The organism is Pseudomonas sp. Q2-TVG4-2 (assembly GCF_013620795.1).
Classification (GTDB): Bacteria; Pseudomonadota; Gammaproteobacteria; order Pseudomonadales; family Pseudomonadaceae; genus Stutzerimonas.
This window is the reverse complement of the sequence record NZ_LGLW01000001.1, coordinates 609,570-621,615: the sequence shown is the minus strand read 5'-3', so window position 1 is coordinate 621,615 and position 12,046 is coordinate 609,570. Positions and strand designations below refer to the sequence as shown.

Below are 12,046 nucleotides of genomic sequence, written 5' to 3'. Positions count from 1 at the left end.
CGGGAAGCGGCGGCGGCCATACAAGGCCGCGAAGGTCCGGGGCGGCTTATGCGGGGGATGGTGACATATATGGAAATGCACCGGACGTCCGATCAGGTGCTGGTCGGCCATTTGCTGTGGTCTGATGGGATGAGGCCGCAGCTTTCAGGCAGAGCGGCTGCTGGAGGTATCCAATGAAGATTCGAATAGTGATCCTGTTGCTAGGTCTGGGGTTCGGGACCCAGGCATGCGCTGACTCGCGCGGCGGTGTGTGGTTCTACCAGCCGGATGGCGGCAGCTATCGCGTCGACAGCCGCTCGTACCAGTACGACCCGCGCAGTCCTTACCCGCAGCACCGGCAGTATCCGCAGAATCTGCCGCCGCGCTATCAGGGGCAACTTCCACCGCAATATTACGATCGGCACCGTGGGTCAGATCGGCAGCGCTGGAACCATGAACGCCGTGGTGAAATTGGCCAGCTGCAGCGTTGGGACCGTGGGCGCAAGTCGAGGGCCGACCACCCGCATCGCTGGCATCGCGATCACCCGAAAAGCTTTGGCCGCCCGCCAATGGTTCGCGACGGGCGTGATTACCGGATGCATGAACGCCGTGATTTCGGCGGTCGGCATCACCATCGCTGAAAGGCTATTACGGCAGTAATTACGTCAGCCTGTTCAGGCACGGCATGCTGACGTGACGGCGTCCAGGTCTGTCAAAGCTGGCGCGTCTGGACAATCAGAGCGTCCGCTGTTGAGCAACCGAGATCAGCGGTTTCTCCAGCGCGGCTCGCGTTTTTCCAGAAATGCGTTGACACCCTCCAAGGTGTCCTCGGCTTCGAACAGGTCGACGAAGGCTTCGCGCTCGGCGGCGGCCAGGCTAATCGGGCCGCGGTTACGCATCGAGTCGATGAGCGGCTTGATCGTACGTACGGCAACAGGGCTCTGGCGCGCGACCCGAGACGCCAATAACAGCGCATGGCCCCGGGCTTCACCTGACTCGACCACTTGTTCTACCAGGCCGATACGCAACGCTGTGTCGGCTGTCACGCGCTCACCGCAGAGAATCATCCGCTTGGCCCAGCCTTCTCCGACCAGCCAGGCCAACGCCTGTGTGCCTCCGGCGCATGGCAACAGGCCGACCGACGCTTCCGGTAGGCCAAGCTGGGCCTGCTGTTCGGCAATTCGGATATCGCAGGCCAGCGCGCATTCAAGCCCCCCACCTAGCGCGAAGCCATTGATGGCCGCGATCGATACGCCACGGAACTCGCTCAGGGCTTCGAAGGCCTCACCGAAGCGCTTTGCCATCTCCCGTGCACGGGTGCGGTCACCGTCGGCGAAGAGCTTGAGGTCGGCGCCGGCGCTGAAGAATTTTTCACCCTGACCGCTGACGACCAGTGCATAGACCTCGTCGTCATGGTTCAGGTGTTCGACGACCTGCTTGAGACCGATCAATGACTCGCGATCCCAGGTATTGGCTGGCGGATGATTGATGGTGATAAGCGCCGTATGCCCATGCTTCTCCACGGTCAGCTTATGAGTCAGGTCGAAGACACCGGATTTGTATGGTTCTACTGCAGTCGTACTCATGGCGGTGATCATCCTCGTCGGGATCAAATGCATGCAATTGTCTGTATCAGACGCGCGAACAGACCGTGTGTTGCGTTCAGCCGTCGCGACGCGAATACATACCGATACGCCAAGCCTAGCTGTGAGCCGTTGTCGGGGGTGTCGTCTGCAGGATGGCGGCTGTCGTCGCGATAGCATGACAGCGGCCGTAGACGAGTGGAGTGATTCGATGGGTTCTGGGGCGGCCTGGATGGGACCGTGCCGCTCCTCTAGGATTATTGCAGGACCAGCGTCTGACCAGCCGCACGGCGTTCGGCCTGCCACTCCGCCAAGGTTGGCGCAGCCTGCTCGCCCGTCAGGCGATGAACGATTTCAAAGTAGTCCTGCTTGAAACGGTCCTTGAGCACCTCCTCGCGCGGCTTGACCTTCACCGCATAAACCGTCTGCACGTTTTGATGATCGAAGGTGCGCCATTGCTGCTCATCCTTGAGCAGGCTGTAGCGATGGCCCTCGAGCGCTGCGATGATCCGCTCGCTGTCGAGGCTACGTGCGCGAGTTGCGGCATCAGCCCACTGATAGACGATGCTGTAGGCGGAGGCTGCCGAGCTGGACGGGTGTGTCTGGTAACGCTCGTCGTAATTCTGAACGAACTGCTTACCCGCAACCGAGCCTTCCAGGTCCGGTACCCGCCAGGTCCAGGGTTCGGTGCCCAGCACGCCGCGCATGATGTCCGGGCCTGCCGTTTCGACCATGTTCAGCGTCAGGTTGGGCACGGCGACCTGCATTCTCTTGTTCAGACCGAGATCATCGGCGATCCGCATCGCACGCACCAGGTCTTCGCCGAACAGGACCAGTACCAGCACTTCGGCGTCGCTCTCCGCTACCTGGGTCAAGGCTTGGCGATAGTCAGAGAGGCGCGCACCGGGAAAGGCCGTCTTGATACCGGGGTGCTGGCTGCTGTTCTGGGTGCCGGTTGCCTGACGCAGAGAGCTTTCGCTGGTATGGCCCCAGGTGTAATCGGAGGTGATATAGAAGTAGCGTTTGTTCGGAAGATGCTTGTTCAGGTATTGCCCCAATACCTGCGCGCTCATCCAGGCGTTGTTGCACTCGCGGAACATATAGCGATGGGCGTCCTTGCCGGTCGTGTCGTTGGAGTAGGTGAGGGTGCCGAAGTAGAGCAGTCCACGCTCTTTCGCGCGTTTGCCTGCTGCGATGGCGACTGCGCTAGAGGCACCGCCAAATAGCATGGCGGCGCCTTCGTCGACCAGCTTGTCGACGTTCGCCACGGCTTTCTCCGGTCGCGAGGCTGAGTTGCGAGTGGAAAGCTTAAGCGGCCGACCCAGCACGCCCCCCTTGGCGTTTATTTCGTCGATGGCCAGCAGCGCACCACGCATCTGGGAAAGGCCTTCTTCTTTATAGCTGCCGGTGCGGGGATAGTTGAGTCCGAGGGTGATCGGATCGGCGGCTTCTACAGCCAGGCAAAAACCCAAGCCTAGGGCCAGAAGGGTAATCCGTTTCATTGCAGGTCCTTATTGTATTTTTTGTTGGCGAGACCTTTTTAGCGCGCGTTGCGACTGTTCGTCACGTGTTCGTTGGTCTTATGCGAGGGCTGGTTGCACAAGTGTGCGGTGGGCGACATTCCGGACGTGTTCATTTTTATTCAAGATAAGCGGAGGCTCACCTGGCTCGGTCTCATACATTGACTCTCCCCAAGCCTTTCCTTAGGGTCAGCGCCTCGGCATACCAGAGTAGCGCCATGAGCCAAATTGATCGTGTCAAACTCGAAGATAGCTGGAAGGCGGCGTTGCACGACGAGTTCGAGCAGCCATACATGCAGCAGCTGGGAGCGTTTTTGCGTCAAGAGAAAGCGGCCGGAAAAGTTATCTATCCCCCGGGTCCGTTGATCTTCAATGCCCTCAATTCGACGCCTTTGAATCACGTTCGGGTGGTTATTCTCGGGCAGGACCCGTACCACGGCGCCGGGCAGGCGCATGGCCTGTGTTTCTCGGTGCAGCCGGGTGTAGCACCGCCGCCGTCATTGCAGAACATCTTCAAGGAACTCAAACGCGACCTAAATCTGGATGTTCCTCGTCATGGCTATCTGCAGCATTGGGCGGATCAAGGCGTGCTGATGCTCAACACCTCGCTGACCGTGGAGCAGGGGATGGCCGGGTCGCATGCAAAACGGGGTTGGCAGCGTCTGACCGATAGGATCATCGAAGTGGTAAGCGAAAGCCGTTCAAACGTGGTGTTCATGCTTTGGGGCGCGCATGCCCAAAGCAAGGCGAAGCTGATCGATCCAACCAAGCATCTGCTGCTCAAGTCAGTCCACCCGTCCCCTTTGTCGGCTCACCGGGGATTCGTCGGAAATGGGCATTTCAGCCGGGCCAACCAGTTCCTCAAGCAGCAGGGGCTGGCACCGATCGATTGGAAGCTTCCAGCCGAGGTTTGAAAGACGGCGCCGCGGCTGCGGCGCCGGGTGGGCGCTCGCTGCCGTTACTGCTTGCTGCCGTGGGCGGAGGCTAGCTCCTGAGCATTTTGCAGATGCTGTTCGAGTACCTTCAGCGTCGATTCGGCAAACTTCTTGAGCTCTGGGTTCTCGCCGTTCTGGGCATACTCGCGATATAGCTCGATGGTCTGCTCGTGGGCCACCACCTGATTATTGGCATAGGCCTGATCGAAGTTCTCGCCATCACGCAATTGCAGGATCATGGCCTTGGCCTTGTCCATGAGTGTCGCTTCGTCGGACATCTCCAGATCGTCATGCTGGCCGGCAAGCTCGGCGAGCTTCTGATTCGACTTGGTGTGGTCATCAATCATCTTCTGCGCGAAGCTCTTGACGTCCTCGGCCGTGCCCTTGTCCAGCGCCAGTTTTGCGGTCTCGATTTCCGCCATGCCCTTCGCCGACGCTTCGTCGACGAAGTTTTCACCTTCCGCAGCCAATGCGAAATTCGCTGCTACACCGAATAGCAATGCCGCGGTGCCCGATAGGAATGCTTTAGTCGTCATCGTTGGTTCTCCTTCATCTGCTGACAAGCTGGTACGGCGCCGAGGCATGGCCAGGGGCACGAGCGAGATACGGCAAAACGCCGTCTATTTTGTGACTTGGGCCGGCAATAGCGGTTCCGTAATTCCGGCGAGCGGTCAGGAGAAGGTTGGGGCGGGAATAGTGCGGGCAGGGAGTGCGGGTGCCGGGCGGCACCCGCGAAGCGCGCTATTGCAGCATGCTCATCGCAGCGTCCATCGCTGCGGACAGGTCTTCATCTTCCTCCAGCAGGGTGTTCGGATCGAGCCCCAGCTTGGCGAACGCTGGAATCTGGTTCCAGTCGAGCTGCGTATAAGGGTGCGAGGTGCCAATGTAGCTCTGCAGAGTAGCGATCTGAACGATGTCGACGTAATCCACCTTGTCGGAAGTGCGAGAGAAATCCAAGTGCTGCCCCGGAACCACTGCGATTGGATCGGGGAACTCCCAAGTGCGCAGGATCTTCTCGCCGATCATCGGGTGGATCCGATCGATGACATGGTCGAGGCTTATAGAGTCGCTGAGCAGGGCGCTGTGCTCTTCGGCATAGGTCAGGATGGGCAGGACGCCGATCTGATGAATCAGGCCCGCCAGTGTCGCCTGGTCGGCCGGAAGGCGGGTGAAATTGCGGCATAGCACGTGGCTGATAGCGGCAATCTCGGTGCTCTTGTTCCAGACCTCGCGCATCTTACGGTCGACCACGTCGGTGGTGGCCTGGAACATCTGCTCCATGGCCAGGCCGGTCGCCAGGTTCGACGTATAGTTGATGCCGAGACGGCTGATCGCCATCTGCAGATCGTTGATCTCCCTATTGGTACGCAGTAGGGGGCTGTTGACTACTTTGATGATGCGTGCGGTGAGGGCGGTGTCGTTGCCGATCACCTTGGCCAGCGTCGGAATACTAACGTCTGGGTCCTCTGCGGCCTCCCGGACGCGTAGTGCCACCTCTGGGAGCGTCGGCAGGACCAGCTCGTCGTTTTCGATCGCCTGCATCAGTTCCTGCTGGACCTTGTCGGCAAGAGTGCTCATGTCGTTCCTTATCGATAATTCTGTGTTGGGTGTGGCGGGCTAGGACTAGTGCTGGATTTCTTTGTCCGCGTCTAGCGTGTACGGCAAATCGAGCAGTGTCAGCGGAAGGCCATCCGGCGAGCCGAGGAATATCCGGCCATCAGCCGCGGCGTCTTCCTGCAGCACTGCGAGCAGCTCCATTGAGCCCTCTGCGCTTGCTGCCAGGACCACTTCGCCCACGCTGGAGCCGTGAACCGGCGAATATAATTCGAGACCCGGAGCCGGTACCTCGGCGTCGCTGGCTTCAGCAGCAAGGCGTTGCAGACGGCGCTTCAATTTACCCAGGTACTGCATCCGCGCGACGATTTCCTGACCGGTGTAGCAACCCTTCTTGAAGCTGACGCCGCCTAGAGCCTGGAGGTTGATCATCTGGGGAATGAACAATTCACGAGTACCCGCCACCACTTGACCAACTCCCGCGCGAATCTGCGCCAGCAGCCAGCGATCGATCGATGCCTCGGGAAGCTGCGCAGCCAGCCGCAGCTGAGTGGTTTCGGCTTCCGTCGCGCGGATCCAAAGTTCGGCGCGGCCATCGGAGAGGCGAACCGCGATCAATCCGTGCGCCGCGACCACCTGGTCGGCTGCTTGGGGAAGATCCAGGCCGAGGCTGACCAGGGCGCCGTCGCCCTTGCTGAGACCGAATCGAACCCACTGAGCGCTCTCGTCATACAGCTTGGATTTTGAGAATGCCGCGAACCTGGTCAGGTCGGCGTGTTGCGTCTGGACCAGCTCGCGATCCATCGCCAGCAGGTAACCATCGCCTTCCTCCAGAATACGGAAGCTTGACTGCATGCGCCCTTTGGGCGTACAGCGCGCGCCGAGGCTCGAATGCTGGGCATCCAGGTAATTCAGATTGCAAGTCAGTTGCCCCTGCAGGAACTTGCTTGCGTCCGGGCCACGTACGGCCAGGACGCCTTCGTGCGACAGGACGCAGAAAAAAGCAGTATCGGTCATGACGGGTCGCCGTGAAGAAATCCGGACCGGCATCATAGCAGGAGGTTGGCAAAACACAGCGTGCGCCAGCTGACACTCCGTGCTCGGTTGCCGCTAATCAACATGCCGGCCCGTTGCGTCAGTCGCTATAATGCCGGGCTTCAACTCAGGAGCATTTGCATGGTCGAACAATCTGAACTCAACCGCCTGTTCTGGCAGAGCCGCCGTGGCATGCTCGAACTGGACGTCCTGCTGGTGCCTTTCGTCAAAGAGATCTATCCGCAGTTGAATGAAGAGGATCAGCGCCGCTACCGCAAGCTGCTGAGTTGCGAGGACCAGGACATGTTTGGCTGGTTCATGGAGCGCGCCGAACCGGACGATGAAGATCTGCGTTATATGGTTCGCATGATCCTCGATCGTGTCCAGCCCAAATAATCAAACTTTCGAATGCCACTGGCGATCGTCAGGCCTGTTGCTAGGCCTTTACGTGGCAACGCTGTTGTTGGCCGTCGCGGCCCTGCTGGTGCTGCCAGTTCCGTTCTGGTTCCGGCTGCTCGGCCTGCTGCTATGCCTGCTGCATGCCGTCTGGGTGATACCGTCGCGCATCTTGCTTTCCCGCGGTTCGTCCTGGCTCGGCTTGCGCCATGATCAGCACGGCTGGTCGCTCTGGAGCCGGCGGGCAGGCTGGCAACCCGTCCAGTTGCGGCCTGATAGCATTGCACTGCCGCTGGTCGTGGTGTTGCGCTTCAAGGTGCCAGGCCGCTGGTTCACGCGTGGCGTTTGCATCCCCCGCGGGGCGATGCCGGCCGATCAGCATCGGCGCTTGCGGCTCCGGCTGAAGTTCACTCGGCGTAGGTGGGCGGCACCAGAATAGTGTCCTTCGCCTGAGGCAATTGCTCGGGGTAGTCCAGGGTGAAATGCAAGCCCCGGCTTTCCTTGCGCTGCATAGCCGAGCGGATCATCAGCTCCGCCACCATCGCCAGATTCCGTAGCTCGATCAGGTCGCGACTGACCTTATAGTTGCTGTAGAACTCATCGATCTCACCCAGCAGCAGGCGCACACGGTGCTGCGCGCGCACTAGGCGCTTGCTCGTACGGACGATGCCGACGTAGTCCCACATGAAGCGTCGCAGTTCATCCCAGTTGTGGGCGATGATGACATCTTCATCCGAATCGGTGACCTGGCTTGCGTCCCAGCAGGGCAGGCGGGCGGGCGTCAGGACTGCGGGCAACTCGCGGAGCATGTCCTGAGCGGCGGCCTGGGCATAGACGAAACATTCCAGCAGTGAATTGCTGGCCATTCGGTTGGCACCGTGCAGCCCGGTAAAGCTGGTTTCGCCAATGGCGTAGAGCCCCGGGACATCGGTTCTGCCCGCTTGATCGACCACGACTCCGCCGCAGGTATAGTGAGCAGCAGGTACCACAGGAATTGGCTCGCGAGTAATGTCGATGCCGAACTCCAGACAACGCTCGTAGACGGTCGGGAAATGCGCTTTGATGAACTCGGTGGGCTTGTGGCTGATGTCCAGATAGACACAATCGACACCCAGTCGCTTCATCTCGTGATCTATCGCCCGAGCTACGATGTCTCGCGGGGCCAACTCCGCGCGCGTATCGAAGCGCGGCATGAAGCGCTCGCCGTTGGGCAGCTTGAGCACGGCCCCTTCGCCACGCAACGCCTCGGTAATCAGGAAACTCTTAGCCTTTGGGTGGTACAGGCAGGTCGGGTGAAACTGATTGAATTCCAGATTGCCGACCCGGCATCCCGCGCGCCAGGCCATGGCGATGCCGTCACCGCATGCACCATCTGGATTGCTAGTATAGAGGTACACCTTCGCTGCGCCGCCAGTCGCCAGAGCGACAAATTTGGCCTGGAAGGTATCCACTTCACCGGTCGTCCGATCCAACACATAAGCGCCAAGGCAGCGCTTGCCGCTCAAGCCCAGCTTGCGTTCGGTGATCAGGTCGACAGCAACGCGCTGGTGAAGCAGGTCGATGTTGTTTCTATCCTGAGTGCGAGCAAGCAACGTATTGAAAATCGCCGCGCCGGTGGCATCGGCGGCGTGGATGATGCGTCGGTGGCTGTGTCCACCTTCACGGGTCAGGTGATACTCGAAGCTGCCATCCTCGCGGTCGGCCTCGTCCCGGGTGAAGGGCACGCCTTGCTCGATCAGCCAGTGGATGGCTTCGCGACTGTGCTCGACCGTGAAGCGTACCGCTTCCTCCTTGCACAATCCGCCACCGGCCACGAGGGTGTCAGCAACATGCGATTCGACCGTGTCGGTGGTATCGAGCACTGCTGCGACGCCGCCCTGAGCCCAATACGTCGAACCATTGGCCAGCTCGCCCTTGCTCAGAACCGCAACGCGAAGCGCGGTGGGCAAATTGAGCGCCAGCGTCAAGCCAGCGGCGCCGCTGCCTATGACAAGAACGTCGTATTGATAATGTCGGCTCATTTCGGACTCTCACATTGAGGCGGACCCTAGTATATAGGCGCATCCCCCGGCAAAATAGCGGCCCCGTTTTTATCTGGCCGAAGCTTTGGAACTTTTCTTGCAAGCCCGTCTCTATAGACAGTTGTGGATGCGGGCCAGCTGGCCATCGATCGGTGGGCGGTGCGGCTTCGCTGTGGATATCAGGAGAGCGTCATCGGAACGATTCGTTTTGAGGCGCTGCTCGCGAATGCCGTCAGGTGTGTTGCACGACAGCTTGCTTGAAGGGGGAGAACTTTTGTGTAAAGCCCGGGTCTATTCTGGCAGGTCAGCTCGCAGGCGAGCGCAGCACCCCTTCCAGGTCATGGAGGAGTGTTTATGCTAACCCAGGAGCAAGACCAGCAACTGGTCGAGCGAGTACAGCGGGGAGATAAGCGGGCTTTCGATTTGTTGGTACTAAAGTACCAGCACAAGATCCTTGGGTTGATCGTGCGCTTCGTACATGATTCTCACGAGGCACAGGATGTTGCGCAGGAAGCCTTTATCAAAGCCTACCGTGCGCTTGCTAACTTTCGCGGAGACAGCGCCTTTTATACCTGGCTGTACCGCATCGCCATTAATACGGCGAAAAATCATCTGGTGGCCCGAGGAAGGAGGCCGCCTGACAGTGATGTAAGTTCCGAAGATGCCGAGTTCTATGAGGGCGATCACGCACTCAAGGACATCGAGTCGCCGGAGCGAGCGCTTCTTAGGGATGAAATAGAAGACACAGTTCATAGAACCATTCAACAACTTCCAGAAGATTTGCGTACGGCTCTAACACTGCGTGAATTTGATGGTCTTAGTTATGAAGACATTGCAAATGTAATGCAGTGTCCGGTGGGAACGGTCCGCTCACGGATATTCCGGGCGCGGGAGGCCATCGATAAAGCATTGCAACCCTTGTTGCATGAATCCTGAGACAGCGGCGACAGCCAAGAGAGGAACCGCCATGAGTCGTGAAGCCCTGCATGAATCGCTGTCCGCGGTGATGGATAACGAAGCGGACGAGTTGGAATTACGTCGAGTGCTCGCCGCGGATGGCGAAACCGAAATGCGATCAACTTGGTCGCGTTATCAGGTTGCTCGTGCCGCAATGCACAAGGAACTGATTGAACCTCGTCTGGATATCGCTTCGGCGGTGTCTGCGGCGCTGGCTGATGAGCCGGCTATCACTGCGGTCAAGCCGCAGCGTTTCGCCTGGCGCAATATGGGTCGTCTTGCCGTCGCAGCGTCGGTTACCGTTGCTGTCTTGGCAGGCGTGCGCCTGTACAACCAGAGCGAAGTAGCTGGTCCGCAGGTGGCACAGCAGGCCGCACAGCCTAGCATTGCGGTTCCGCAAGCCAATCAAGGGCCGGCCGTACTGGCAGGCTACAGTGAGGATGCCGGTGCGCCGGAAGCTCAGACGGCTGGTGCCCAAGCGTCTGCTGATAGCTGGCATGAGAAGCGACTGCCAGCCTATGTTCGCCAGCATGCTCAGCAGGCCGCGTTCGGTAGCGGTTCTGAAAGCGCGCTGCCCTATGCGCGTGCAGCCAGCATGGAAGATCGTTAAGGAAAAACATGCGTGTAATACCGCTATGTGTGGTGCTCGGAGGCTGGCTATCAATGCCGGCCTTTGCTGCTAATGCCGATGCCTGGATGCAGCGACTCGCAGCGGCCGAAAAGAAGCAGAGCTATCAGGGCACTTTTGTTTACGAGCGCAATGGTAGCTTCTCCAGTCATGCCGTTTGGCAACTCGTTCAAGACCAACAGCTGCGGGAGCGCCTGTTGCAGCTCGACGGCCCACCGGCGGAAGTATCGCTGGTAGATGGCAAGGTTCAGTGCGCGAGCGAAGAGCTGGCATCCCAGGTGCGTGATGCCAAGCCGTGGCGCCAACAGCAGCTTGAGCCTGAAACACTATCCAAATGGTACGACTTTCAGATCATCGGAGAGTCCCGAGTTGCGGGACGTCCGACCGTGGCGTTAGCTATTCGGCCACGGGATCAGCATCGTTATGGTTTTGAACTGCACCTCGATCGTGAGACAGCGCTGCCACTCAAGTCCCTGTTGCTTGATGAGAACGGGCAATTACTTGAGCGTTTCCAATTCACTCATTTCTCGCCAGGCTCGATCCAGTCTGCCGATGTTAAAGCGGGGGCGACATGTACGCCCGTTTCGCTCGCTGCCGAGCAGAAATCGGTGTCGCCGGAATGGCGTTCTGATTGGCTTCCGGATGGCTTCCAGCTTCTTGACTCCAATGTTCGTTCCAGCCCTGCGTCCGACGAGTCCGTCACGTGGCTTTCCTACGGAGATGGGCTTGCTCGCTTCTCGGTGTTTCTCGAGCCATTGCATGGGGCTGTTGTCGAAGACGCTCGCAGCCAGATGGGGCCGACCGTGGCTGTATCCAAGCGCATTTCCACTGCTGATGGCGATGTTATGGTGACGGTCGTTGGAGAAATACCGCTGGGCACTGCTGAGCGAGTTGCATTGTCGATGCGGTCTGGGGCGGATCAGGCGTCGCGATGATCGAAGAGCCAGGGCGTGTGATCGCAATCGAGTCCGGTGCCGTGTGGGTTGAGACGCAGCGCAGCAGTACCTGTTCCGGCTGCTCCGCCCGGAACGGCTGTGGTCAGGGCCTGATGGACAGGCTTGGCGTACGCGAGCGGCGCGGGCTGATAAGGGCTCTGTCTGATCTAAACCTGAATGTGGGTGATTCGGTTGTTGTCGGTATCCGTGAAAGCGTGTTGCTGCGCGGCGCCATCCTTGTTTATCTTTTCCCGCTGATCGCTTTGTTTGCCGCGGCACTCATCGCTTCGGAGCTGTCGGCTACCGAACCATTCGTGATGCTCGCCGGGATTGCTGGTTTTCTGGTTTCGTGGCTGATCGTGCGCCAGCGCAGTCAGCGAACGGCAGGCGATCCGGGGCTGCAGCCAATTGTGTTGCGAGCGATGCTGGTCGGCACGGCAGGACATAGCCAGGCCGGATTGTTTTCGTCAAGGGAGACTGATTTTGAAGGTTCCACGGAATAG

General features: G+C 59.4%; 14 protein-coding genes. 8 read left to right on the top strand and 6 right to left on the bottom strand.

Translation table 11 applies throughout. The features are described from left to right. Positions 1 to 173: 173 nt before the first annotated feature. Positions 174 to 620 carry a hypothetical protein gene (locus H3028_RS03065; RefSeq protein WP_181295606.1) on the top strand — a complete coding sequence of 149 codons (447 nt, stop codon included), beginning with the start codon at positions 174 to 176 and terminating at the stop codon, positions 618 to 620. 123 nt (positions 621 to 743) lie between these two features. On the opposite strand, the gene H3028_RS03060 is transcribed toward H3028_RS03065, so the two are convergent. Together H3028_RS03060 and H3028_RS03055 are read right to left on the bottom strand one after the other, a co-directional pair. Next, positions 744 to 1,565, bottom strand: coding sequence for an enoyl-CoA hydratase (locus tag H3028_RS03060; RefSeq protein WP_181295605.1), 822 nt, complete (start codon positions 1,563 to 1,565; stop codon positions 744 to 746). A gap of 254 nt (positions 1,566 to 1,819) precedes the next feature. Then, complete coding sequence (locus H3028_RS03055; RefSeq protein WP_181295604.1) at positions 1,820 to 3,064, bottom strand: ABC transporter substrate-binding protein; 1,245 nt, start codon at positions 3,062 to 3,064, stop codon at positions 1,820 to 1,822. A 236-nt stretch (positions 3,065 to 3,300) separates the two neighbouring features. On the opposite strand from H3028_RS03055, the gene ung reads away from it, so the two are divergent. Next, positions 3,301 to 3,996, top strand: a complete 696-nt coding sequence (gene ung / locus H3028_RS03050; RefSeq protein WP_181295603.1) for a uracil-DNA glycosylase — start codon at positions 3,301 to 3,303, stop codon at positions 3,994 to 3,996. Between the two features lie 44 nt (positions 3,997 to 4,040). Here ung and H3028_RS03045 read toward each other — a convergent pair whose 3' ends face one another. From H3028_RS03045 to H3028_RS03035, 3 genes are all read right to left on the bottom strand, one after another. Beyond that, positions 4,041 to 4,553 (bottom strand): DUF4142 domain-containing protein, encoded by a 513-nt coding sequence (locus tag H3028_RS03045; protein ID WP_181295602.1) that lies wholly within the window; start codon positions 4,551 to 4,553, stop codon positions 4,041 to 4,043. A gap of 205 nt (positions 4,554 to 4,758) precedes the next feature. After that, the gene (locus tag H3028_RS03040; protein WP_181295601.1) at positions 4,759 to 5,595 is read right to left on the bottom strand and encodes an HDOD domain-containing protein; all 837 of its coding nucleotides are present in this window, start codon (positions 5,593 to 5,595) and stop codon (positions 4,759 to 4,761) included. Positions 5,596 to 5,640: 45 nt separating this feature from the next. After that, positions 5,641 to 6,588, bottom strand: coding sequence for a folate-binding protein YgfZ (locus H3028_RS03035; protein ID WP_181295600.1), 948 nt, complete (start codon positions 6,586 to 6,588; stop codon positions 5,641 to 5,643). Positions 6,589 to 6,747: 159 nt separating this feature from the next. On the opposite strand from H3028_RS03035, the gene H3028_RS03030 reads away from it, so the two are divergent. Together H3028_RS03030 and H3028_RS03025 are read left to right on the top strand one after the other, a co-directional pair. Continuing rightward, on the top strand, positions 6,748 to 7,002 hold the full coding sequence (locus tag H3028_RS03030) for a succinate dehydrogenase assembly factor 2 (protein WP_181295599.1): 255 nt from the start codon (positions 6,748 to 6,750) through the stop codon (positions 7,000 to 7,002). Beyond that, positions 6,986 to 7,441: a protein YgfX gene (locus tag H3028_RS03025; protein ID WP_181295598.1), complete on the top strand. Its 456-nt coding sequence runs from the start codon at positions 6,986 to 6,988 to the stop codon at positions 7,439 to 7,441. The genes H3028_RS03030 and H3028_RS03025 overlap by 17 nt, the downstream gene beginning before the upstream one ends. On the opposite strand, the gene nadB is transcribed toward H3028_RS03025, so the two are convergent. Continuing rightward, the gene (gene nadB, locus H3028_RS03020) at positions 7,410 to 9,023 is read right to left on the bottom strand and encodes an L-aspartate oxidase (RefSeq protein ID WP_181295597.1); all 1,614 of its coding nucleotides are present in this window, start codon (positions 9,021 to 9,023) and stop codon (positions 7,410 to 7,412) included. The genes H3028_RS03025 and nadB overlap by 32 nt on opposite strands. 354 nt (positions 9,024 to 9,377) lie before the next feature. On the opposite strand from nadB, the gene rpoE reads away from it, so the two are divergent. Genes rpoE through H3028_RS03000 form a run of 4 tightly spaced genes read left to right on the top strand, consistent with a single transcriptional unit; the run spans position 9,378 to position 12,046 of the window. Then, positions 9,378 to 9,959, top strand: coding sequence for an RNA polymerase sigma factor RpoE (gene rpoE / locus H3028_RS03015; RefSeq protein ID WP_019342233.1), 582 nt, complete (start codon positions 9,378 to 9,380; stop codon positions 9,957 to 9,959). Positions 9,960 to 9,990: 31 nt separating this feature from the next. Further along, positions 9,991 to 10,590, top strand: a complete 600-nt coding sequence (locus tag H3028_RS03010) for a sigma-E factor negative regulatory protein (protein WP_181295596.1) — start codon at positions 9,991 to 9,993, stop codon at positions 10,588 to 10,590. 8 nt (positions 10,591 to 10,598) lie between these two features. Then, positions 10,599 to 11,543 carry a MucB/RseB C-terminal domain-containing protein gene (locus tag H3028_RS03005; protein WP_181295595.1) on the top strand — a complete coding sequence of 315 codons (945 nt, stop codon included), beginning with the start codon at positions 10,599 to 10,601 and terminating at the stop codon, positions 11,541 to 11,543. Then, on the top strand, positions 11,540 to 12,046 hold the full coding sequence (locus tag H3028_RS03000; protein ID WP_181295594.1) for a SoxR reducing system RseC family protein: 507 nt from the start codon (positions 11,540 to 11,542) through the stop codon (positions 12,044 to 12,046). Before H3028_RS03005 ends, H3028_RS03000 begins: the two co-directional genes overlap by 4 nt.

Excerpts from the sequence above, each read along its gene's own strand:
- H3028_RS03065 (WP_181295606.1), top strand. The coding sequence starts at position 174 with ATGAAGATTCGAATAGTGATCCTGTTGCTAGGTCTGGGGTTCGGGACC.
- H3028_RS03060 (WP_181295605.1), bottom strand. The coding sequence starts at position 1,565 with ATGAGTACGACTGCAGTAGAACCATACAAATCCGGTGTCTTCGACCTG.
- H3028_RS03055 (WP_181295604.1), bottom strand. The coding sequence starts at position 3,064 with ATGAAACGGATTACCCTTCTGGCCCTAGGCTTGGGTTTTTGCCTGGCT.
- ung (WP_181295603.1), top strand. The coding sequence starts at position 3,301 with ATGAGCCAAATTGATCGTGTCAAACTCGAAGATAGCTGGAAGGCGGCG.
- H3028_RS03045 (WP_181295602.1), bottom strand. The coding sequence starts at position 4,553 with ATGACGACTAAAGCATTCCTATCGGGCACCGCGGCATTGCTATTCGGT.
- H3028_RS03040 (WP_181295601.1), bottom strand. The coding sequence starts at position 5,595 with ATGAGCACTCTTGCCGACAAGGTCCAGCAGGAACTGATGCAGGCGATC.
- H3028_RS03035 (WP_181295600.1), bottom strand. The coding sequence starts at position 6,588 with ATGACCGATACTGCTTTTTTCTGCGTCCTGTCGCACGAAGGCGTCCTG.
- H3028_RS03030 (WP_181295599.1), top strand. The coding sequence starts at position 6,748 with ATGGTCGAACAATCTGAACTCAACCGCCTGTTCTGGCAGAGCCGCCGT.
- nadB (WP_181295597.1), bottom strand. The coding sequence starts at position 9,023 with ATGAGCCGACATTATCAATACGACGTTCTTGTCATAGGCAGCGGCGCC.
- rpoE (WP_019342233.1), top strand. The coding sequence starts at position 9,378 with ATGCTAACCCAGGAGCAAGACCAGCAACTGGTCGAGCGAGTACAGCGG.
- H3028_RS03010 (WP_181295596.1), top strand. The coding sequence starts at position 9,991 with ATGAGTCGTGAAGCCCTGCATGAATCGCTGTCCGCGGTGATGGATAAC.
- H3028_RS03005 (WP_181295595.1), top strand. The coding sequence starts at position 10,599 with ATGCGTGTAATACCGCTATGTGTGGTGCTCGGAGGCTGGCTATCAATG.
- H3028_RS03000 (WP_181295594.1), top strand. The coding sequence starts at position 11,540 with ATGATCGAAGAGCCAGGGCGTGTGATCGCAATCGAGTCCGGTGCCGTG.